The sequence below is a fragment of the Maribellus comscasis genome, assembly GCF_009762775.1.
GTDB classification, from domain to species: Bacteria; Bacteroidota; Bacteroidia; order Bacteroidales; family Prolixibacteraceae; genus Draconibacterium; species Draconibacterium comscasis.
In genome coordinates this window covers 6,545,967-6,568,856 of record NZ_CP046401.1, presented here as the reverse complement: position 1 = coordinate 6,568,856, position 22,890 = coordinate 6,545,967, and the positions used below count along the sequence as shown (strand labels likewise).

Below are 22,890 nucleotides of genomic sequence, written 5' to 3'. Positions count from 1 at the left end.
ACTTAAAAACATCAGAACCACCAAATTCTGAAAAATTTATACACTTATATGGATGAAATAAATTCGATCGTTTTAAGAGGAATAAGAATAGATGAACCAATAGTTACCATTACCGATTTGCTGGTTTCTGTGCTGTGTTTTATATACGCCTATAAAATTCACAAAAGCGGAAAGAAGGAAAAAACTTTTCTGTATTTCAAGATATACTTCTTTGTAATGGGAATTGCTACCATGCTGGGAGGATTAATTGGTCACGCATTTTTATATGCTTTTAATTTTTATTGGAAATTACCGGGATGGATTACCAGTATGATTTCAATTATGTTTGTTGAACGTGCAGCCATTGAGCATACCCGGATATGGTTGAAAGATTCTCTCGTAAAGATTTTTGGAATTATTAATATTATAGAATTCCTGACATTTTTAACACTTACTGTTGTCACTCTAAATTTCTTTTATGTTGAATTTCATTCAGGTTACGGGTTAATGTTTGTTGTCCTTTCATTGGAAGGGTTCCTTTTTCTGAAAACCAAAAATATCGCAACTAAATATCTACTGGCTGGTGTAGCATTTGCGGCTTTGGCTGCAATTTTCTTTATGAACAAAATATCACCCCACCAATGGTTTAATTACCTGTCGGTTAGCCATGTTTTAATGGCTGTTGCCGCAACTTTTTTTTATCAGGGAGCCAAACGAATTGACATGTCGTCAGCAAAAAATAGCTAAATTTGGTATAAAAAATGAAACTTGAAACTAACCGCCTGCAGCTTCTTGAAATTTCATGGGATGATTTAGAAAAAATTCATGAATTACATTCAATTCCTGAAGTAGACGAGTTTAACACCCTTGGTATTCCGGAAAATATTGAAGTAACCCGAAAAATTATTTCGGCAGATATTGAAAATCAATTAAAAGAAATCCGTTCCCGATTTTGCTGGAAAGTTGTTATTAAGGAGAATTCTGCCTTTGCCGGATTGGCTGGAATGACACTCTCAAATGACCGTTTTAAAATGGGTGAGTTTTATTACAAACTTTTTCCAAAATTTTGGGGTTATGGATATGCAACAGAAATCACCAGAGAATTAATATGTTTTGGGTTCTCGGAATATAAATTGCACCGGATAGAAGCCGGTGTCGCTACAAAAAATTTAGCTTCGATAAGAGTTTTGGAAAAAGCTGGTATGACGCGGGAAGGCATTCGAAGAAAAATATTACCCATCAGAGGTGAATGGATAGACAATTTCCATTATTCCATCCTTGAGGAAGAGATGAAATAATGTAGCCATAGTCAACAAAATTCCCCCCTTACAAACAGAAAAAATGACAAAATCACAAAACCGGCATAATCCTGTAAATCAGCCACCAATGATTATCCTACCATAAATACATACGTAAATTTCACAAAAAATTGTAACAAGAAAACAATTTTTTAGTCTTACGTGAAAAGCCTTAACTTATGAAAATTGCTGTTGTTATTGTATTTTTTTTATCTGTCATTTTTGCTTCAGCACAGGAAATTAAAAAAAAGAACTACTTCTCAAAACGAATTAGCGATTTAAATCTCACCGTTGATGGCTATTTGGATGAAACAGAATGGCAAACAGCCAATTGGGAAAATCAGTTTACACAGTACGAACCTTCTGAAGGAAAACCTCCTCACCAGCAAACCGAGTTTGCAATTTTATATGACGAAAACAACGTTTACGTAGGAATAAAGGCACTCGACAAAAGTCCGGACAGTATTTCGATGCGGTTAACCCGCCGGGATGAAACTGACGGTGACTTGGCCGGCGTAATATTTGACACATACCATGATAAAAGAACGGGATTTGCTTTTATTGTTTCTGCAGCCGGAGTAAAATCAGATTTTATTCAAAGCAACGACGGGGACAACGAAGACAACACCTGGGATCCGATCTGGTGGGTAAAAACATCAAAAAACGATGAAGGCTGGAAAGCTGAAATGCGTATTCCTCTGACACAATTGCGATTTGAAGAAGGCGAGGAACAAATCTGGGGCTTACAGGTATTGAGGTTTATTTTCAGGAAAGAGGAGTTATCAGCATGGCAACCAATGAAACGAGACATGTCTGGCTTTGTATCTCAATTTGGAACAATGAGGGGAATATCAGGCATTAAACCCAAAAATACACTGGATGTAATGCCTTATGTTGTAGCCCGTGCCGAACGTTTTGAAAAAGAACCGGAAAATCCATTCAGAGAAAGTGGAAAAAAAAACGGGCTGGATATCGGATTGGATGCAAAACTGGGATTGACAAACTATCTTACTCTCGATCTTACCATTAACCCCGATTTTGGACAGGTTGAAGCTGACCCGTCAGAGGTTAACCTTTCGACATTCGAGACATTTTTTGAAGAAAAACGTCCGTTTTTTATTGAAGGCAAAAACATTTTATCATACCGTTTAAACTGGGGAGATGGCGACCAGTCGGCTGAAGGTTTGTTTTATTCCCGGAGAATTGGTAGAAAACCACAATACTACCCCGAATTGGAAGACGAAGAATATGCTGAAGTTCCTGATTTTACCCGAATTATCGGAGCGGCAAAAATTACAGGAAAAACAAAAGACGGATGGTCGGTTGGCATTTTGGAGAGTGTAACTGCCGAAGAAGATGCTAAAATAAAAGGAATTGGCGACGGAAAAAAACAAGCGGTTGAACCACTGAGCAATTTTTTTGTAAGTCGTATTCAAAAAGATTTTAATGAAGGAAATACTTATATCGGTGGAATGGTTACTGCCGTTAACCGAACAATAAACGATCCACATCTCGAGTTTTTGCATAAAAGTGCTTATACGGGAGGTATGGATTTTGTTCATAAATGGAATAACAAAAGCTGGATGATTGACGCTGGCTTTTTCTTTAGCAAGGTAAACGGCACGGAAGCAGCAATCACTGCAACTCAAAAGTCATATATTCGCAACTTCCAGCGACCGGATGCGGATTATATAAAATTGGATACAACACGAACATCACTAAGTGGCTACGGAGGTAAATTTACAGTCGGCAAATTAGGCGGCAACGTAAAATTTGCAGCACTGTTCTCGTGGAAATCCCCGGGGCTGGAATTAAATGATATAGGCTACGCACAGCAGGTTGATCAAATTTTGCAGGCATTCTGGATGGGATATCGTATTTATGAACCGTTCTTAATTTTTCGTCAGGTGAGTCTGAACATTAACCAACACACCGTTTATGATTTTGGCGGAAATCTGCTTGCACCAGGGGGTAATATTAACGGATACCTGCAGTTCAAAAATTATTGGGGAACATTTTTTAGCACAAATATAAGTGGAAACCAACTCTCCAATTCGGCACTTCGCGGAGGCCCGGCTTTGAAAAAACCTGGTTATAAAAATTTCTATTCAGGTATTTTTACCAACCAGCAGAAAAGACTCAGCTTTGAACTTAATACAGGTTTTAATGCCAGCAATGTAAAAGGATATCGGAATATCAGCGATTACAACATTTCAATCGGATACAGACCAACACAAACACTTTTAATTAGCTTGTCGCCCGGACTAAACAATTACAAAGTTGACATGCAATATGTAACACAAATAGATTACAATAACGACAAACGATATATTTTTGCCCATATCGACCGAAAAACATTAAGTATGTCTCTTCGAATGAATTACAACATTACTCCCGACTTAACCATTCAGTACTGGGGACAACCTTTTATTGCAACAGGGAAATACAGTGAGTTTAAATATATTACCAACAGTAAAGCAGATAAAGTAACAGACCGCTATCACCTTTATGCGTCAAACGAAATAGATCTTAATAGTGACACCTATTTTATTGATGACAATAAAAATGGCAGCACAGACTACAGTTTTGATAAACCAGATTTTAATGTGAAAGAATTTCTTTCAAATTTGGTTGTACGTTGGGAGTACCGCCCTGGTTCTACTGTATTTTTAGTATGGTCTCAAAATAGAAATGATTATGTTAACAACGGAACTTTTAACTTTTCACACGACATAAACGGACTTTTTGATGTAAAAGCAAACAATATATTTTTAATAAAATTTTCCTACCGACTCGGTCGGTAAGACTCATGAAGGGAAGCTAAACGTAAAAGCACAGATATTCAAATTCTGTGCTTTTTATCTTTAAAAAGATACTTTTCAAAAAACAAATCCGTAAATTTATTTCGTTATCTCATCTAAAGCCAATGAAAAACTATTTCAAGAATTATCCTCTTGCAAAAACAGGTTTCTTTGTAATACCTCTCGTTGTTTTCACCATAGTCATGGGAATTTTCTTTCCTGAATCAGCGCCTGAGCATTTTAGCAGCTTTATTATCGCATTTGAATTTGCCCAATCTCCGGATGATATAAATCTTTTACTTAGTCCGCTTTCGGCAAAAGAAATCAGGCAAGTTGACGTTGGAAATTATTTAGATTTTGGTTTTATGATCGTCTACACAGCATTACTAATCAAAGCTTTTGAGAAGTGTGCACAACTCCTTGATAAAAAGATATTGAAAACCGGAATTTTTATCGCAATAGTTGTTTTAATTAGTGATGTTGCTGAAAATATTTTTTTACTTAGGCTGACAAGCAATCATATAAATCAATCACTGAATAGTGAAATAATGTCAAATTTGGACTATCTCAAAATCTTCACATGGACAAAATGGATTTCGCTGTCGGTTTTATTCACTTTCTTTTACGCACTGGTATACAACCTGAGATGGCTTTTTAAAATAATAGGGGTTATTTTTCTGTTTCCCTTACTCTATCTTATTGCAGCTCCGGAACAAAGCCCTGAAATGCTCAGCAACTTTACCAATTCAATTTTCTTATGCTTTTTTACACTGATTATTTTTCTTTTCCTTTATAGAAAAAAGGCATAAAAAAAGTTGCCTTCTTGCAGCAACTTTTTTGTATCTTTTAGCTCTTTATTTGTGAGCAATAGGATCTGCGTCTCCGTCCGGGTCTCCATTTACATAACCGTCTGTATATATATTTCCATTTGTGGCAAGTAATAATCCGCAAACATGCGGTGCAGCCATTGAAGTTCCACTCATCGTTGCATAAGCGCCCCCTTTATATGTTGAAAGAATTGAAACACCTGGCGCACAATAGTCAACATGCTCCCCGAAATTAGAAAAATATGCCCAATAATCATTATCGTCCATTGCAGATATTGTATACAGGTTAGTTCCTTCTGCTCTCGCCGGCGAATGATTATCAGCATCATCGCTTTCATTTCCGGCTGCCAGTGAAACAAAAACGCCTGAAGCTCCAAGCGAAGCCACCGCGATATCAACTGGTTCGTATACTCCACCCCCCAGACTCATATTTGCTGCATCTCCTGCTGAAGCATTTGCTTTAACATAATCAACACCGGCAATAATTGTTGAATAAGCACCAGAACCTCTTCTGTCCAAAACTTTAACCGGTACAACTGTAGCCCCTGCTGCAACGCCGATAACGCCAACTTCGTTATCAATTGCACCAACAATTCCGGCACAATGTGTACCGTGTCCGTTATCATCATCAGGAGAAGAAGTTCTTGGTACGTAAGTTATTCCTGAGGCTGCGTCAACGTTAAGATCATCATGATCCAAATCTATTCCTGTATCAATTATCCACGCTTTATGACCGCCGGTGTATGATACACCACCTCCCACTCTTTCTATTCCATAGGGAATTGACTCAGCAGGCGGGTCGGAAGGCAATGTTCCCGGTTTTTTTAAAGTAACCATTTTATCGGGCCAAACGCCTTCAATTCCGGGGGCATTTACAATTTTACTAATTTCATTTTCGCTGACATTTACAACTACGCCTTCAACTGCCGCACTAAAAACCAATTGAGGTGCCGGCAGTTCAACTTGTGCGTTTTCAAAAATCGATTCCGCTCTGCTTAAAACAGCTCTGTCAGCCAAAACCTTAGTTTTATAAGCAGATTTTAATCCTTGATTTTCAAAATAAACAATATACTGCCCCGGAATAATTTCTTCTGTAAATCCTACAGGGTCTGTGTTTGGATCCATAATTTGAAGATCTTCAGTCTTCTCACACGACGAAAAAACAACAGCAACTGCTGCAACAACTGCGAATAAAATTTTTCTCATTTTGTAAAGATTTAATAGTTAAACAGATGGTTTTGCTTAAACAATATATCGATTATTTTACAAAATGACACTATATTTCACTCAGTTTTTATAAACATTTGATTAAATACAAAGACATAAAACGCTACATAAAAGTATTTTACAGTTAATTCAAACCATTCACTTCCAAATATTTCAACAAAAAAAGCCCTCTAAAATAAAGAGCCTCTTTTCATAATCTACAGCGAATTATAATTATTCAACAAACTTATTTTTACCTGTTAAGTTTATTTCTTTTGAAACAGAGTCAGAAACGCTCTTACCAGGCTGGCCTCCTCCTACCGAAATAATAAATTTTCCGTTTTCAATCACTCTTTTGTTTTCCGCTCCTATTAAAGAAAACTGCCGGGGTTCCAAAATAAATTCAACAATCTGTGATTCCCCAGGTTCAAGATAAATACGTTGAAATCCTTCCAGTTGAACAATTGGCCGGGGAGTTGAAGCCTCTTCATCCTTGATATACAATTGCACAACTTCATCACCCGCCATTTTACCTGTGTTGGTTACTTTGACTTTTACCGGCACATTCTTTTCAATTTTTGTTTTTGAGGGGATATTCAAATCCGAATATTCAAAAGTCGTGTAACTTAATCCGTAACCAAAAGGATACAGAGCCTCACCAGTAAAATATTTGTATGTTCGCCCCTGCATGTCATATTCATCAAAAGAAGGAAGCTGATCGATTGACTTGTAGTAGGTGACAGGTAATCGTCCTGCGGGATTGTAATCACCAAACAAAACATCAGCAACTGCATTTCCTCCCTGCTGACCAGGGTATCCGGCTGAAATTATGGCATCCAGATTCTGATCGGCCCAGTTAACTGCAAGCGCACTTCCGTTTAACAATACCAAAATGGTTGGTTTCCCAACATTTTTAATAGCTGTCATCAATTCACGTTGTGTTTTTGGCAATTTCAGATGTGTACGATCGCCACCGGCAAAACCGTCCACCTGGATAGGCATTTCTTCGCCTTCAAGCCGTTGCGACAGACCCATAACCAAAATTACTGCGTCTGCCTCTTTTGCAACTTCAATAGCTTGATCCTGCATATCCGGATTTGGCATTGTCCACATTAATTTTGCATCCCCATCGCCAAACCAGTTTTTGTATTCGTAAACAAATTTATATTTTTTTCCCGCCTCCAGTTTTATTTCCTTTTCATGGTGGAAAGCATGATGTTCGGTATTATGACTCAATATTTTTTCGCCATCGAACCAAACCTCTAATGTTGGCATCCCCCAGCAACCAATTTCGTATGTTCCTGTTACAGGTGGCACGATGTAACCCGTCCAGCGAATACTAAAATCGTCGTCTGGTAATTTTGGTGAAGGAGAGCCCGATTCCCAGTAAAAATCAATATTTGCATCTGTCCTTGTAAAAGCCGGCTCACCTTCCAGTTTTGCATTCGCGAAATATTCTGCCGTCACGCCAGGTTCTCCGTCTTTGTTCACCAAATATTGCCCTGGAATGGGATGAAGATTGTGAACCCCTTCTGCTAAATGACACCCTTCAGCAAAAAGAATTTCTGTATTTTTCAATTTATTTTTTAATCCCTGTAAAACCGTTACCGGATGTTTCGGGATTCCATTGTAATTTCCAAGTAATGCTTCCCAGTTGTCAGCATTAGGGCCAATTACCGCAATCTTTTTTGTGTTTTTTGAAAGCGGCAAAAGCGCTTCTTTATTTTTTAACAGAATGATACTTTTTTGCGCAGCCTCTAAAGCCAGCCTGTCATTTTCTTTTGAAGTATTTACAGAAAAAGGAATTTGGGCAAAGGGTACATCCGAGTCAAACATTCCAAGTTTAAAACGCGCCGTAAACAACCGTTTTACCGACACATCTATTTCACTTTCTTTAATTATACCGCGTTCCACAGCCTCCCCAAGATGAGCATATGAAACACCACAGTTTAAATCTGTTCCGTTTTTTACGGCCATCGCAGATGCTTCGGCAGCATCTGCAGAATAATCCTGAAACTGATAAAAATCGGAAATTGCCCAGCAATCTGATACCACATAACCATCAAAACCCCATTCGTTTCGCAAAATATTTTCCAGAATTGGATTTGCACAACAAGGATACCCCCGAAACTGATTGTACGCTCCCATCACCGAATAAACACCTCCATCTTTTACCAAGGTTCTGAATGCCGGCAAATAGGTTTCATGTAAATCGCGCTCGCTAACCAATGCATTAAATTCGTGACGTAAGGTTTCAGGTCCTGAATGTACAGCATAGTGTTTAGCTGTGGCTACAACTTTCAGATAATTTGGATCGTCGCCTTGTAATCCTTTTACAAACTGCAATCCCATCTGGCCTGTTAAGAAGGGATCTTCACCATAGGTTTCGTGGCCTCTTCCCCACCTCGGATCACGAAAAATATTAATATTTGGAGACCAAAATGTAAGCCCCTGGTAAATGCCCCTTTTTCCCCGGCGCACAAATTCGTGATGTTTTGCCCTGGCTTCATCGGAAATTGCAGTTGCCACCCGAAACATTAATTCTTTATCCCACGAACCTGCAATGGTTATTGATTGCGGAAAAACAGTTGCATAACCTGCACGCGCAACACCGTGCAAACTTTCATTCCACCAGTTGTACTCCGGAACCTGCAAGCGTTCGATGGCCGGTGCGGTATAAACCATTTGGTCGATTTTCTCTTCCAGTGTCATCTGAGAGACCAAAATATCAACACGATCTTCAACAGGTAGATTTGTATTTAAAAACTCAAAATTTACATCCTGAGCTGTTGCCGAAAAAGTAAAAATTGAAATAATCAGGCCTATAAAACTTTTTTTCATAATTTGGTTATTTACTGTTCTGTTCTGGTATGGTAAAAATAATGATTTGATTTTATTCCCTACAAATAAATTTGGTGTATTTTAATTCGATTGCCTAATTTTCGGCCATGAAAATAAATTCAAAACAAAAAGACAACTACAACAAACTCCGCGAAGAAATTGACTCGATTTCAGCGAAACTTGAAAATGAGCATAAAAAACACTTAAGTTGTAAAAGTGGCTGTGACTTGTGTTGCATGGATTACAGCATCTTCCCGATAGAATTTTTCTCGATTCTAGGAGAATTAAAAAAGGAGAATTTTCAACCTGATACTTTAGAGAAAAACAAGAGCAAAAACGAATGTATCTTTCTTAAAGATCATCGTTGTTCGATATACCCTTTTCGTCCGATAATATGCCGAACACACGGACTACCTCTGCTATATGCTAACAATGAAGGAGAATGGGAACTTTCAGCTTGCGAACTCAATTTTACAAAGTTTAATTTTGAAGAGTTTACTGTTGACAACACATTTCCTCAGGACAAATTTAACAGCAAATTATACCTTTTAAACAAGGAGTTTATCACTCAACTGAACAATAATAGTTTTTCAGAATTTGACCTTATTCCAATTAAAGACTTAATAAAACAATTGTAAATAATATGGATACACTTTCATTATTTAACTTAAAAAGAAAAACTGCCTTAATAACCGGCTCAGGCAGCGGGATTGGATTTGCTTTGGCCAAAGGACTGGCCGGAGCCGGTGCAAAAATAATCTTGAATGGCAGAAATAAAACAAAACTCGAAGAAGCAAAATTCAAACTAAAAGAAGAAGGGACAACGGCTTTTCCTCTTGCTTTTGACGTTTCAAATTTAACAGAAACTAAAAATGCTATTGAAAGTTATGAAAACCGCGAAGGCCCTATTGACATTTTGATTAATAATGCAGGTATCAATATTCGTGGCCCGTTTGAAAAGTTCGACGAAAGAGACTGGAAAAAAGTGCTGGATATTAATATCAACGGGGCAATGATTGCTTCCCAGGCCGTGGCACCTTTTATGATAAAACGAAAGGCAGGTAAAATAATTAATATCTGTTCCATGCAAAGTGAACTGGGGCGTCATTCGATTGTTCCGTATGCAGTTTCAAAAGGTGGGATAAAAATGTTAACCAAAGGGTTGTGTGCCGAATGGGCTAAATACAACATACAGGTTAACGGGATTGGCCCCGGCTATTTTGAAACTGAACTTACCCGACCGCTTAAAGAAGATTCTGAATTTGACAGCTGGCTAAAAAACCGAACTCCGTCGAACCGTTGGGGCGATGTTAAAGAGTTAATTGGAGCAGCCGTTTTTTTGGCTTCTGATGCCAGTAATTATGTAAACGGGCATATTTTGTATGTTGACGGAGGTTTGCTTGCCAGCGTTTAAAAATGTAAATTACATTACATTAAATCAAAACAGCATGAAAAAATTATTTGTATTATTAATCGCAATTCCCCTGTTTACAGAGGCTTTTGCACAAACAGAAGATAAGATGGAGGATAACTCAAACAAACTGGCGGTGCTTTGGACAAGTGGCGATCCGGAAGTGGCAGAGAAAATGGGATTTATGTATACATACAATGCAAAAAAACAAGGTTGGTTTGACGAAGTTGTATTGATCGTTTGGGGGCCGTCAGCAAAACTTTTATCCGAAAATAAAATGTTGCAGGACTATGTAAAAGAAATGCAAAAGGTAGGAGTAATAGTAGAGGCTTGCACTGCCTGCGCACAAATGTATGGTGTTAATGACCAACTTTCAGAAATGGGAATTGATGTTAAGGGAATGGGGGGCCCGTTAACAAATTATTTGAAAGAAGGCTGGAAGACGCTCTCTCTGTAAAATCCAAAAAAAGAAGCATCTGTCGGCTGACAGATGCTTCTTCTATTTTTTTGTTCTGCTTACTTAATACTCGTCTTCATTAAAAAAGAAATCGTCTTTGCTTGGATAATCCGGCCAAATGTCTTCAATACTTTCATACATTTCTCCTTCGTCTTCAATTTCCTGAAGATTTTCAATTACTTCCAAAGGTGCTCCGGAACGAATTGCGTAGTCAATCAGTTCATCTTTTGTTGCCGGCCAAGGGGCATCTTCCAATTTCGATGCCAGTTCTAGAGTCCAATACATTTACTGAATTTTAAGCGGTTAAACTCATTTTTAACTTAGCCGCGAATATAATAAAAAAATGAAACGAAAAACAAATGCTCAAAAATTTTTTATCAATGCTTCCAGGGAGTTTCTTTAAAACCATTATCAACAGCCAGTTTACGCGCCATAATAAATAAAAAATCAGACAGCCTGTTTATGTACTTTATAATTTCCTTTTCAACAGGCATTTGCTCTGAAAATTCGAGGATACGTCTCTCTGCCCGCCGGCACACCGTTCTTGCTATATGACACTGAGACACAATGGTATTACCTCCCGGAAGAATAAATTGTTTAAGTTCCGGAAGGTTCTTTTCCAAATCATCAATTGCAGCCTCAATTTCCATTATATCCGATTCCTTAATCGACAAAGAGAGCGTAAATTCATTCCCTTTTTTGTCGGAAGCAAGCCGTGATCCGATATTAAACAATTTATTCTGAATCTGAATTAGATATCTATTCTCATTTTCAGGCAGATGATGGGAGCGCAATAACCCAATCCATGAGTTTAGTTCATCAACTGTTCCGTAAGCCTCCAGCCTCAAATCATATTTTTTCACCCTGCTTCCGCCAACCAACCCGGTTGTTCCGTCATCTCCGGTTTTGGTATATATTTTAACTTTTTTACTCATAAAACTAATATACCGGATTTTTATTAATTGTATCCGACTCTATTTCTCCATCTTTTAATTTTACAATACGATGCGCGTGCCTTGCAATATCTTCTTCGTGGGTAACCATCACCAAAGTATTTCCTTTTCGATGAATTTCAGCAAATAACTTCATAATTTCCTCTGAGATTTTTGAATCAAGGTTTCCCGTAGGCTCATCAGCTAAAAGTAATGAAGGTTTGTTAACCAGCGCTCGAGCTATCGCCACCCTCTGTCGTTGGCCACCCGACAACTCGTTAGGACGGTGTTCCATCCTGTCTTCTAATCCAACATCAGTCAAAATTTGCTCGGCCTTATTTTTTCTTTCATGCTTCCGGATTCCCGAATACACCAAGGGCAACATCACATTTTCAAGAGCTGAATTTCGTGGTAACAGGTTAAATACCTGGAAGACAAAACCTATCTCTGAATTTCTGATTTCGGCCAAACGGTCGTCAGACAAACGACTCACATCTTTCCCATTTAAAACATATTTCCCGTTGCTGGGTGTATCGAGACAGCCCAAAATATTCATCAAAGTAGACTTCCCTGAACCCGACGCTCCCATAATTGCCACATATTCTCCCTTGTGAATATCCAGCGAAACCGAACGCAATGCCCTGACAACCTGTGTACCTACCCTGTAGTTTTTGGTAATATTTTCAATGTGTATAATTTTCTCTTCCATTCTCCAGTTTTAATTATAGGTAAACAAGTTGGCTATTTTATTACATAATGTTGCGACCGAAATTTTTTATCAAATATAATGAAGTCCGCTGTTAAAAGCTCAATCAAAATTGTCCCATCTTCTTTTTCAAGCAAAGGCTTTAAAGTGTAGTTTTCCTTTTTACCAGTCTTTTGTTTGAGAAAAAAGCACTTTGCGTATTCACAAAAGCTTCTTACCATTACATCTGGCTTTTTTCCAAAAATAAAAAAAGCACTTTTTGTTTCAATTGCTAATTTTTCTTTCTTAAAAAACTCAGCACCAACACTTTTAAAAACAGTTTCAGAATTAAATTTTTGTAGCACTCCGGTAACATCACCAGAAACGTTTTCATCGTAAAAAACATGACGAGGTTGAAAATAATTTAACAGCCGAAAAAGCAACTTTATTTGATTTTTTTCCCAGGTGCTTTTATTCATTTTTTCAATTTCATCAAAAACATAAAAACCAGCTGAAACAAATAAAACATTGGTTATCAAATCATATACAAATGGAGAATGAATTCCAAAACCCTTTTTATTACTTCTAATTGTTTTCAATCCACTTTGTTTTTAAATGATATAATTATATTTGTTTATGCCAGAATTTCTCGACCAAGATATAAAGTTTCTTCCGGGAGTTGGCCCCAAAAGAGCCGAACTTTTAAACAAAGAGCTGAGCATAAAAACGTTCAGAGATTTAATCTATTATTTTCCGTTTAAATATATCGACAGAACAAAGTTTTACAGGATTGCCGAGATTCATTCGCAAATGCCTTACATTCAAATAAAAGGTAAAATCCGCGCTATAGAAACCGTAGGTGTCAAAAACAAGGAGCGTTTATCAGCCCGCTTTTTTGATGATTCGGGAAGCATTGAATTGGTTTGGTTTCGGTCGGTAAAATGGCAAAAAGAAAATCTCAGTTTAAACAAAGAGTATATCGTTTTTGGGAAGCCATCTGATTTTAACGGCAAACTGAACTTGGTTCATCCGGAAATGGAAACCGAGGAAGAAATGCAGTTAAAACCTGTGGGCCTTTTTCAGGGATATTATGTTACCACTGAAAAAATGAAAAACAAATACCTCACTTCCAAAACGATAAACAAATTTCAACTTACACTTATTCAGCTTGCAAAGGGGAAGATAAGAGAAACACTTCCGGAACCGCTTATTCACAAACTAAAACTCACCTCGCTTGAAAAGGCGCTGACAACCATTCATAAACCGGAAAATACAATTGATTTAAAAAACGCAACTTTTCGTTTAAAATTTGAGGAACTTTTTCATATTCAATTAAAAATTCTGGCACTGAAAAGCAAACGTGAAAGTAAATTCAAAGGCTTTAAGTTTGAACACGTCGGATATAATTTTAATACATTTTACAAAGATTTTTTACCTTTTGAACTTACAGGCGCTCAAAAACGGGTGGTAAAAGAAATTCGCCGGGATGTAAACCGTAATGTTCAAATGAACCGGCTTTTACAAGGCGATGTAGGCAGCGGAAAAACGTTGGTTGCATTATTAACCATGCTTTTGGCAATGGACAACGGATTTCAAAGTTGTATAATGGCCCCCACCGAAATTTTAGCACAACAACATTTCCAGTCAGTTTCGCAATTTTTGCAGGGAATGAATATTGAAGTTGGATTGTTAACCGGTTCGACAAAAACCAAAGATCGAAAAATTTTACATGAAAAACTCGAAAGTGGGGAACTTCAAATTTTAATTGGCACCCACGCCTTGATTGAAGATGTTGTTGTGTTCAAAAATCTTGGGTTAGTTGTAATTGACGAACAACATCGTTTTGGCGTTGCCCAGCGAGCCAAACTGTGGCAAAAAAACGATTTGATTCCCCCGCATATTCTTGTAATGACAGCCACTCCAATTCCACGCACCCTGGCAATGACGGTTTATGGCGATTTGGATGTTTCAGTAATCGATGAATTGCCTCCGGGACGAAAGCCGGTTCAAACCTGGCATTTTTTTGAAAACAAACGCAAACAGGTGCTCAATTTTTTACGACAACAACTGGAAAAGGGAACACAAATATATATTGTTTATCCGTTGATTTCGGAATCGGAAAAAATGGATTTTAAAAACCTTGAAGATGGATACAAACAGATAAAAGAGGCTTTTCCTGATGTTGAAATAAGTATGGTTCACGGAAAACTAAAACCCAACTTTAAGGAAAAAATGATGCAGGAATTTAAAGCCGGAAAAACCCGGATAATGGTGGCAACAACGGTAATTGAAGTTGGTGTTGATGTTCCAAATGCATCGGTTATGGTAATAGAAAGCGCAGAACGTTTTGGTCTTTCACAACTACACCAATTGCGTGGGAGAGTAGGGCGAGGAGCAGAACAATCATATTGCATTCTGATGTCTTCGTACAAAATTGGCGCGGAAAGTAAGAAACGACTGGAAACCATGGTGCGCACCAACGACGGTTTTGATATTGCCGAAGTAGATATGAAACTGCGTGGCCCCGGCGACATTGAAGGAACACAACAATCCGGAATTGGTTTCGACCTTAAAATTGCTAACCTTGGCAAAGACGGCAAAATCCTTGAATTCGCCCGAAATACTGCCTCCGAAATTCTCAATAACGACCCGAATTTGTCCAAAGAAGAAAACCGGCTTTTGTTAAAAAATCTGCTTGCTTTAAAAAATACAGATTTCGACTGGAGTTCGATAAGTTAACCAGTTCCTAAAAACCTTTCGTGAAATTTATTAAATTGAAATATAGTCACAAGCATTTTTTGAAAATTTTATGAAGAAACAATATCACATATTAAACGGGGATTCACTTATGCAGCAATTCCCCAAAACTATTGATGGAGAAATTATTGTCGCCAGGGAGTGTTTTGTAGATGGAAGTGTGGAAGGAGAACAACTGGATGAGTTGTTTGCTTCCAGGGCCAGATTTCTTTACCAAAATTACGGAGAACCGCAACAGGCTTATTATAAAAATGTGGTTTCTGAATTTCAAAAGATTCAAAATATAGGAAACAATTCCGATATTAACCTTTGGTTTGAGGATGACCTGTTTTGTCAGGTGAATTTTTGGTTTGTTACAAACCTTTTGGAAAATACAATTGGCGCTAATAACACGGTTTATCTTATCAGACCGGATTCTCATAACCAATACGGTTTTGCAGGCTTAAATCAATCTGAATTAGTTTCAATTTATAAAAAAAGAGTCCTTCTACCCCGTTTGAACAATATAGCAAGTCTCTGGAAATCATACCAAAACAATAATACAGAAGAATTAATTGCTTTGGCCCGTCAACTAAAAACGTCATTTCCTTTTATCCTTCCTGCAGTTCAGGCACATATTGCAAGAATACCAACAAAAAACAGCCCGGGCAGACCGGTTCTTTCCTTGTTGGAAATAATGAACGATTTAGACACAAAAGAATTTGGACCGGTTTTTAGGGAGTTCTGCAAACGGGAAAATATTTACGGATTTGGCGACTTGCAGGTAAAAAGGCTTTTGGATGAAATTAACAAGCCTTCGAATTAAAAAAGTTCTGCTTTATTGTCATTAGAATAATATTATCTCCAAAAACCAAAAAGGATTGATTCTAATAACAAGACTACTTTTTTATAAATTTCTGTCTATATTAGCACGGTTAAAAACAAAAATGAATAAAAAATTTTTCTTTAAAACATAATAATGCGAAATATAAACAATCTCAATCCAGGGAGTAAAAATTGCCTTCCCTCAGTTTAAACAGACCGCAAAAAAATTATTATTAAACACATACACCTCTTATAAATTTAACTACTAAACAAAATCAAACACTAAACTTTCATGAAAAAACAACTATTAACTGTTGCGCTGTTAACGATCGTTTGTATCCATTCATTTTCTCAAATCTTATTTGAAGATGGATATTTTATCAGTACCTCAAACCAAAAAATCGACTGTTTAATTAAAAATATGGATTGGAAAAGAAACCCTGGTGAATTTGAATACAAACTCACACAATCTGCAATGATCCAGACAGCAACGATTGAGACAGTAAAAGAGTTTGGTATCGGCGGAATTTCCAAATATATCAGAGCGATAGTAAAAATTGACAGATCTTCCGATAACATAAATTCTATGAGTTCTGAAAGAAATCCTGTCTTCCATGAAGAACGACTTTTTCTCAAGGTACTTGTTGAAGGGGAAGCTTCATTATTTCTTTATGAAGATAAAAACCTGACCAGATTTTTTTTCAAGAATAAGGATTCTGAAATTGAACAGCTTGTATTTAAACGCTATAGGTTAAATAATAAGATTGTACAGAATGAGTATTACAAGCAACAACTTTTAAATAATTTTGAATCTCAGAATTTATCGTCAAATGATGTTAGATATATAAAATATAACAGAAAAGATTTAGAACAATTTTTTATAAAAGCCAACAATCAAACAGGCACTGAATATTCAAGCTACAATTCTGTTGAAAAAAAAGAGCTTTTTAATTTATCACTCCGACCGGGATTAAACGTAAGCAATTTGGCGGTACAAAATGCTTCATCAGATTTTCGTAACGTTGATTTTGGAAATAAATACGGCCTCAGATTGGGTATCGAGGCTGAGTTTATCTTACCTTATTATAAAAATAAATGGGGGATAATAACCGAACCAACTTATCAGTATTATTCTTCAACCAAATCTGAAACAAAAGATATTTCAGGAGGAGAACTCATTTCAGAAGTAAATTACCAATCAATTGAGATACCAGTTGGAGTACGTCACTATTTTTACCTCAATGAAAAATCAAAATTCTTTGTAAATGTTTCCTATATTTTTGATTTTAGTAGTAATTCATCTGTTGAATTCACTAGAAACGACGGTTCTTTACTCAGCAAACTTGAAATAGAACCAAGACGAAACCTGGCTTTGGGTATTGGTTATAAATTTAAAGACAAATATGGCCTTGAATTGCGATATTTAACTGACCGGGAGCTTTTAGGTAGCCATGTTCAATGGAGTTCTGAATACAGAACATTTTCAGTAATTTTCGCTTATTCGCTGTTTTAACAAGTATCACAAACTTTTGGGCCGGTTGTTTAGGAGAAATAAAGAATGTAGTATCAGATTCCTTGTCGCGCACTTCCTTTAATCCATACGAATCATCTTTCCTTCTTTCTGATATTCCTTTTGGATTCCGGCCATTAAATCGGTTTGCGAAATGGTTGTTGATTTATTCTCAAGCGTTTTAAGTCCGGCGTAGTGAATAACATTAACAATATTAGCACCGGTTAAATCGTATTTTTGCGCCACATCTTTCAACACAATTTTTTTATCGAGCTTTACATGTTCGGGAAGGTAATTTTCCCATAATGTACGTCGCTCGGGAACACCTGGATTTTCAAATTCAACCATGGAATTAAAGCGGCGTGTAAACGAAGAATCGATGTTGCTTTTTAGATTGGAGGCGAGAATAACAAGGCCAGAGTGAGATTCAATGCGTTGTAAAAGATAAGAAACTTCCTGGTTGGCATATTTATCGTGGGCGTCGCGTACGTTGGTGCGCTTTCCAAAAATAGCATCCGCTTCATCAAAAAATAAAATCCAGTCTTTGTTCGCCGCTTTATCGAATAGTTTGGAAAGATTTTTTTCGGTCTCGCCAATGTATTTTGAAACCACCATGGAAAGGTCAATACGATATACATCGCGGTTGGTATATTTTGCCAAAAGGCAGGCGGTCATTGTTTTTCCTGTTCCCGGCGGGCCATGAAATAACACGCGAAATCCGGGTTTTATTTTGCCTTTCATTCCCCAGGCATTCAACAAAGTATCGTTGTATTTTAGCCATGTCTCAATCTCTTTTATTTCCGACATTGTTTTTTCCTGCAACACCAAATCGTTCCATTCCAACTCGGTTGTAATTCGTTGCGCCGGAAAATCGCTGCTCATACCGGGTTTTGAGATTTTCCCTGAGATAAATAAATCGACATACTCTTCGTCAAGTAAAATGCGCCCGCTCATTTTAGGTTCGTCATGATTTGTAGGTTCGAGATACAATACACTTTTTCGTGCAAACAGATGTTCATCCTCAAAAACCCCGGCAACTTCCACCCTCTTTTTTAAATCTTTTCCGGCCAGAATGTATAGGGCTGTCTCGCCTGTAGGTAAAATACCGCGATGATTTTTACCTTTAATGCCGCCAAATTCGGGGAAGTCACCACCATTGGGAAGATAAGCTGAAATAAGCGGCCCAAAAAACCCGGGATCAATATGCGGGATAAGCGCCAGAAACAAAACCACTACTTCTGCAAAAGAAAGCTTGTTTTCAAGAATAAACTTCGAAAGTTCCGATTGCCCCATATTCTCCTGTTGAAAAACAGGTAAACGCACTTTGTTTCGTTTAAATTCCAGTTCAAAACGTGACTGTATTACTTTCTTTAAATATTCAGGAACTTTTGATGGTTTCATTTATCCGGTCTGTTTTGTATAATTCTGACAACGGTTTACTGGCACACATTGTTTTCAGGATTTACTTCATCCATCACCAAAGTAATATTCTCATCCACAACTCTGGATACATATACCATGATATCCGCTCTTCTGTATCGTTGCCAGTCATTTTGCGGATCTCCGGTTTCTGCGAGTCCTTCTTCCGAGCCCCGGCTTTCTTCATCAAAGTCAACTTCACTGGCCGGTGAACCCTCTTCGCACACGCCGGATGGATAAATCGATACCGGAGGCAGCAAATCACTGTAGGTATTTAATCCGTCGTACAATTCAAAACTTGTGTTTTGTGCCCGTTCCATCGCCAGTGACATATTTTCTTCCGCTGCTCTTTCTTCGGTTCCGGCACCGCGCCAAATTGGTGAAGCATGCCCAACTACCGAAATAGAAATAGAAGCAAGGAATGGATTATCAAGATTATTGGAGATTGCACCAACAATTTCGGCCAGTGCTGCCTCGTTATTTGCGGCCAATGCACCAGAATGTAAATCACTTCCGGCAGTATTAAAATATACAATTCTCGATACCAGTTGCTCGTTTACCTGAGCTAATTCTGCTGTATCGCATTCACCCTCGTGCTCTTGGACTTCTCCCGGGTTGCCTTCAAAACCTCCAACAGCAAACTGACCTCCACCCTGAATAATATTAATACTCGGTAAATTTAAATGTCCACCCAGTTCAAGCCCCAAACATGCGCCTGACGTATTAAAAAACAAATCATTTTTGCCGGGAATAACAAGGTATAAGTAGGCGGCATCAACACCTGCTGTTAGTCCCAGACCGGAACTAACCCCAATCGACTGCTCGATAGTGCCACCTTCAAAATCTTTCGGCCCGTACCAGTCGGGAGTAGGATCAGGATCCGCAGAGCCTGAACATAATTCCTCATTACCAAAACTAGTGGATACTGCCGGGCCAATAGAAGCGCTGATTGAACACTCTCCCGAAAGTCCCGCATTAATTTGTAGATATCCTTGTTCGAAAGTCATCCCAATATTGTTAGAGTAGCGGAAAACCACATAACCACCTCCCACTCCAACTTTCAAAAAGCAACCCAGTTTTATTTTTCCAACCGGGGTTTCCACTGCGCCACCCAAACCAGCGCCAACGGCAGCAATATCATCAGAATCACCAACGGCAGCAATCACATTCATCGTATAGTGATGTTCAACGTCACTTTCCGGATTTAAATTAAAATGATCTTGTAATTCATTTACCCGGTTTTTGTCATATCGCATCCATTCATTTACCAAATCCAGTTCATAATTGTTTATACCTGCTACAGAACCAGTGCCGTCCATAATCAGTCGTTGAATTTCGGTGTGCGTAAAGGGAATAACATAAATCATCGAATCTGTACAATAGAAATCGGTATAATAAATTGCATTAAATGAAGCCAGCAAAGGAGCGATAGTTGGTATAGTACTGCTTACTGCAGGATTATCCCAATTTTCCTGATTTCGCCACGATTCCCAATCCTGCACGTCGGCATGAAAAGACCTTAAAAAATCTTCTATTTCAATAATGCCGGATTGCTCTATGTCGCCACATTCTGTTGGCAAAGTATCATTGACATCAAGTGGAGGATCGGTATTTTGAGGCGCTTCGGTGGCCGGGTCGCCCTGCTTTTGAATCACACTTCCTTCCAACTCTTCAAAAGGACATGAATTGTCGCTGCAACTGCGCTGAACACGATCTGGTTGTTGTTGCACAACATGAGTCAGCTCATGAGCCAATAATTTCTGCCCGGATTTTGAATCAGGTTGATATTTTCCTTCATTAAAAAAAATATCATTTCCGGTTGTAAAAGCTTGCGCTCCCAGACCTTTATTTAGTTCTGCAGAATACGCTCCTGTATGAATATTAACATCCGAAAAATTAGCTCCGATGTTATTTTCCATTTTATCGCGCACGGTTGAATCCAGTTTCTCTCCGCCTCCTTTTTCAGAATTTATTGCATCTTCAGTTTTCTTCGAAACAAATTGAGATGAAGACTCCGCGCTAAACATCAAAGTTGTGTTACCTTCTCGTTTCGTCTGCAACTCTTCGTCCGAACAATCCGGGCATAATTGCAACTCATCCTCTTCCTCCTCCAACTGTAATAAAACGGGGTCTTGTTCAGCAGTCTGAACCGAAGGATTTAGCAATCCACTGGCCTTATTAAAGCTCGAATTTCCGGAAGAAGCAAAAAACGGCTGAATTCCTGTATCTTTGTTTTCGGTAACGTGTTCTGCAGCTTTGTCAGCCTCCACTTCAAACCTGTCTCCCGGTGTACCCACATTCATTTTGGGCTGAAAAAAAACATTTCTTTTTCTGTTTTGAAAAAGAGAAGGATTATTAATTTGTGTTCTACCCCTATTTTTAGATTCAGCTTTGAACATTTTAATATTTTTACAGCCACCTACAAATTTCCGGTTCTATTTATCGAAACCGACCAGATAAACGGGACATATGTATTTGATGAACCACTGACATAGTGTTGCAAGTAATACATTGCCGATAACCCAGGCAAATAGCTCCAGGCGTCGCTCACACCGGCTCCGTAATGGTCAAAAACACGATATGTAATATCCAAATCTCCATCCGACAAATCAATATTTACTTCCAAACGCTGATACCCCCCCATTACTGCCCATGAAAACAGGCTGTCGGAGCCACCGATATAATTGGGGCGTGTGCGAATCAGTTCCGCCTGGCAATCAAATCCGTGTAAAGTATGGTGTTGATTGAAATAATTTCTTACAGAATCTTCAAAAGTATTTGCAAAATCACTAAAAGCATCCGTTCCCCCAATTTCGCGTGCCATATCGCTGCCAGTATTAAAATCGATTGGAGTACCACTTCCGGTTGTAAAATTGTCAAAAAGCCGGTTGTCATCACTGGTATCAACACCAAAAGTTCCGGCAAAGAAACCAATCTGAAAATCAGAATAGGCACCATTTTCTCCCAATAAACTATCATATACCCAAATATCCGGACTTCGGTCGTCGGGACGATGGATTAATTTATCCAAATCGTGATCACCATTGTTATTGATATTTCGTCCGTCATCACAATGCATTGTGGTTACCGAACCAGAAACCGGCAAGGGGTCGAACTCCATACATGTTGCTGTCGGATAAAAAGTTACTTCCACCCGCCTGTTGTATTCCAATGTTTCATAATCCGTATTTTCGCCATGTCCCACAGGAATCAACTGATTTGCGGGTATACCCAATGCAACCAATAAATCTCTGACCTTTATAGCTCTTTGCAAGGACAATGTCAGATTATGAGATGCTCCCCCTTCTTCACTCGCGTACCCATGAATCAGAATCACGCCGTCGGTACCGGTCATTCCAATAAAGTTCTGCACCTCGTGTAAAAGTCGCATAAAATGAACATAAGAATTTACTTCGCTGTCACTTCTGAAATCATCAGTGTTGTGTTGAAACCAAACCACCGTTTGTGCCCTGTCAAGGATCTCTCCTTCATCACAATCAACATTCGGGTACATATTGATCTGATCTGAATTTCCTGTTTGTGCGGTTGGTGAAATTTCTTCTTCTGATTTTTCCTGTAAAGTTTCCTCTTCTTCACATTCTGAACATTTTTCCTGTACTCTGTTCGAAACGATATTATCCCCGATTGAAACTTCTTTGGAATATACTGAAGAATTTTGATTTTCTTCAGATCTTTCGCCTCCTTCAAACAAAATTGTTCTGTTCAAATTGCCCTCCCCGGGGGAAGAATTAAAAAACGAATCACCAAAATCCTGATTAAAAAAAGAACTCTGCTCTGCGGATCCTTTTACTACTTGTTCTGCGACTCTGTCAGCTTCCACTTCATACTTATCATCCGGCATTCCGACTTTCAATTTTGGCTGAATAAAAAGCGTATTCTTTTTGTTCTGTATATTATTCAATCGGGATTTTGACTTAATATTTTCGGTTCTGGTTAACATGT

19 protein-coding genes are annotated in these 22,890 nt (G+C 38.2%); 10 read left to right on the top strand and 9 right to left on the bottom strand.

The genetic code is table 11. The features are described from left to right. Positions 1–48: 48 nt before the first annotated feature. The 4 genes from GM418_RS26460 (at position 49) to GM418_RS26445 (ending at position 4,887) form a co-directional block, all read left to right on the top strand. Positions 49–726, top strand: coding sequence for a DUF6962 family protein (locus GM418_RS26460; protein ID WP_158870575.1), 678 nt, complete (start codon positions 49–51; stop codon positions 724–726). Positions 727–740: 14 nt separating this feature from the next. Next, positions 741–1,277 carry a GNAT family N-acetyltransferase gene (locus GM418_RS26455; RefSeq protein WP_158870573.1) on the top strand — a complete coding sequence of 179 codons (537 nt, stop codon included), beginning with the start codon at positions 741–743 and terminating at the stop codon, positions 1,275–1,277. Between the two features lie 179 nt (positions 1,278–1,456). Next, a complete protein-coding gene (locus GM418_RS26450; protein WP_158870571.1) occupies positions 1,457–4,081 on the top strand; it encodes a DUF5916 domain-containing protein in 2,625 nt (874 codons plus the stop codon). Between the two features lie 122 nt (positions 4,082–4,203). Continuing rightward, entirely contained in the window at positions 4,204–4,887 is a 684-nt protein-coding gene (locus GM418_RS26445; protein ID WP_158870569.1) for a hypothetical protein, read from the top strand. 45 nt (positions 4,888–4,932) lie between these two features. Here GM418_RS26445 and GM418_RS26440 read toward each other — a convergent pair whose 3' ends face one another. Both GM418_RS26440 and GM418_RS26435 read right to left on the bottom strand, forming a co-directional pair. Next, positions 4,933–6,111, bottom strand: a complete 1,179-nt coding sequence (locus GM418_RS26440; RefSeq protein WP_158870567.1) for a S8 family peptidase — start codon at positions 6,109–6,111, stop codon at positions 4,933–4,935. Positions 6,112–6,345: 234 nt separating this feature from the next. Then, positions 6,346–8,952 (bottom strand): glycoside hydrolase family 3 protein, encoded by a 2,607-nt coding sequence (locus GM418_RS26435; RefSeq protein WP_158870565.1) that lies wholly within the window; start codon positions 8,950–8,952, stop codon positions 6,346–6,348. Positions 8,953–9,059: 107 nt separating this feature from the next. Between GM418_RS26435 and GM418_RS26430 the strand changes: the two genes are divergently transcribed. From GM418_RS26430 to GM418_RS26420, 3 genes are read left to right on the top strand one after another with little or no spacing between them, the layout of a single operon-like run. Further along, positions 9,060–9,590, top strand: coding sequence for a YkgJ family cysteine cluster protein (locus tag GM418_RS26430; RefSeq protein ID WP_158870563.1), 531 nt, complete (start codon positions 9,060–9,062; stop codon positions 9,588–9,590). A 5-nt stretch (positions 9,591–9,595) separates the two neighbouring features. Then, positions 9,596–10,366 carry an SDR family NAD(P)-dependent oxidoreductase gene (locus GM418_RS26425; RefSeq protein ID WP_158870561.1) on the top strand — a complete coding sequence of 257 codons (771 nt, stop codon included), beginning with the start codon at positions 9,596–9,598 and terminating at the stop codon, positions 10,364–10,366. A 34-nt stretch (positions 10,367–10,400) separates the two neighbouring features. After that, positions 10,401–10,820 (top strand): DsrE family protein, encoded by a 420-nt coding sequence (locus GM418_RS26420; protein WP_246222776.1) that lies wholly within the window; start codon positions 10,401–10,403, stop codon positions 10,818–10,820. Positions 10,821–10,883: 63 nt separating this feature from the next. On the opposite strand, the gene GM418_RS26415 is transcribed toward GM418_RS26420, so the two are convergent. The 4 genes from GM418_RS26415 to GM418_RS26400 all read right to left on the bottom strand — a co-directional run bounded on the left by GM418_RS26415 (position 10,884) and on the right by GM418_RS26400 (position 13,036). Further along, positions 10,884–11,105, bottom strand: a complete 222-nt coding sequence (locus GM418_RS26415) for a DUF2795 domain-containing protein (RefSeq protein WP_038562297.1) — start codon at positions 11,103–11,105, stop codon at positions 10,884–10,886. Between the two features lie 92 nt (positions 11,106–11,197). After that, positions 11,198–11,755: a cob(I)yrinic acid a,c-diamide adenosyltransferase gene (locus GM418_RS26410; protein WP_158870559.1), complete on the bottom strand. Its 558-nt coding sequence runs from the start codon at positions 11,753–11,755 to the stop codon at positions 11,198–11,200. A 4-nt stretch (positions 11,756–11,759) separates the two neighbouring features. Then, positions 11,760–12,461, bottom strand: coding sequence for an ABC transporter ATP-binding protein (locus tag GM418_RS26405; protein ID WP_281350201.1), 702 nt, complete (start codon positions 12,459–12,461; stop codon positions 11,760–11,762). Between the two features lie 32 nt (positions 12,462–12,493). Then, on the bottom strand, positions 12,494–13,036 hold the full coding sequence (locus tag GM418_RS26400) for a hypothetical protein (protein ID WP_158870557.1): 543 nt from the start codon (positions 13,034–13,036) through the stop codon (positions 12,494–12,496). Positions 13,037–13,073: 37 nt separating this feature from the next. Here GM418_RS26400 and recG point away from each other — a divergent pair, with 37 nt between their 5' ends. The 3 genes from recG (at position 13,074) to GM418_RS26385 (ending at position 17,511) form a co-directional block, all read left to right on the top strand. After that, complete coding sequence (gene recG / locus GM418_RS26395) at positions 13,074–15,176, top strand: ATP-dependent DNA helicase RecG (RefSeq protein ID WP_158870555.1); 2,103 nt, start codon at positions 13,074–13,076, stop codon at positions 15,174–15,176. A gap of 70 nt (positions 15,177–15,246) precedes the next feature. After that, positions 15,247–15,999 carry a DUF1835 domain-containing protein gene (locus GM418_RS26390; protein ID WP_158870553.1) on the top strand — a complete coding sequence of 251 codons (753 nt, stop codon included), beginning with the start codon at positions 15,247–15,249 and terminating at the stop codon, positions 15,997–15,999. Between the two features lie 291 nt (positions 16,000–16,290). Then, positions 16,291–17,511: an outer membrane beta-barrel protein gene (locus tag GM418_RS26385; RefSeq protein WP_217447605.1), complete on the top strand. Its 1,221-nt coding sequence runs from the start codon at positions 16,291–16,293 to the stop codon at positions 17,509–17,511. A gap of 78 nt (positions 17,512–17,589) precedes the next feature. Here the strand turns inward: GM418_RS26385 and GM418_RS26380 are convergent, their stop codons facing one another. The 3 genes from GM418_RS26380 to GM418_RS26370 are packed head-to-tail and all read right to left on the bottom strand — an operon-like array spanning position 17,590 to position 22,888. Continuing rightward, positions 17,590–18,909 (bottom strand): ATP-binding protein, encoded by a 1,320-nt coding sequence (locus tag GM418_RS26380; protein WP_158870551.1) that lies wholly within the window; start codon positions 18,907–18,909, stop codon positions 17,590–17,592. Positions 18,910–18,944: 35 nt separating this feature from the next. Then, entirely contained in the window at positions 18,945–21,326 is a 2,382-nt protein-coding gene (locus GM418_RS26375; RefSeq protein ID WP_158870549.1) for an eCIS core domain-containing protein, read from the bottom strand. Between the two features lie 20 nt (positions 21,327–21,346). Further along, entirely contained in the window at positions 21,347–22,888 is a 1,542-nt protein-coding gene (locus GM418_RS26370; RefSeq protein ID WP_158870547.1) for an OmpA family protein, read from the bottom strand. Between the last annotated feature and the right edge of the window lie 2 nt (positions 22,889–22,890).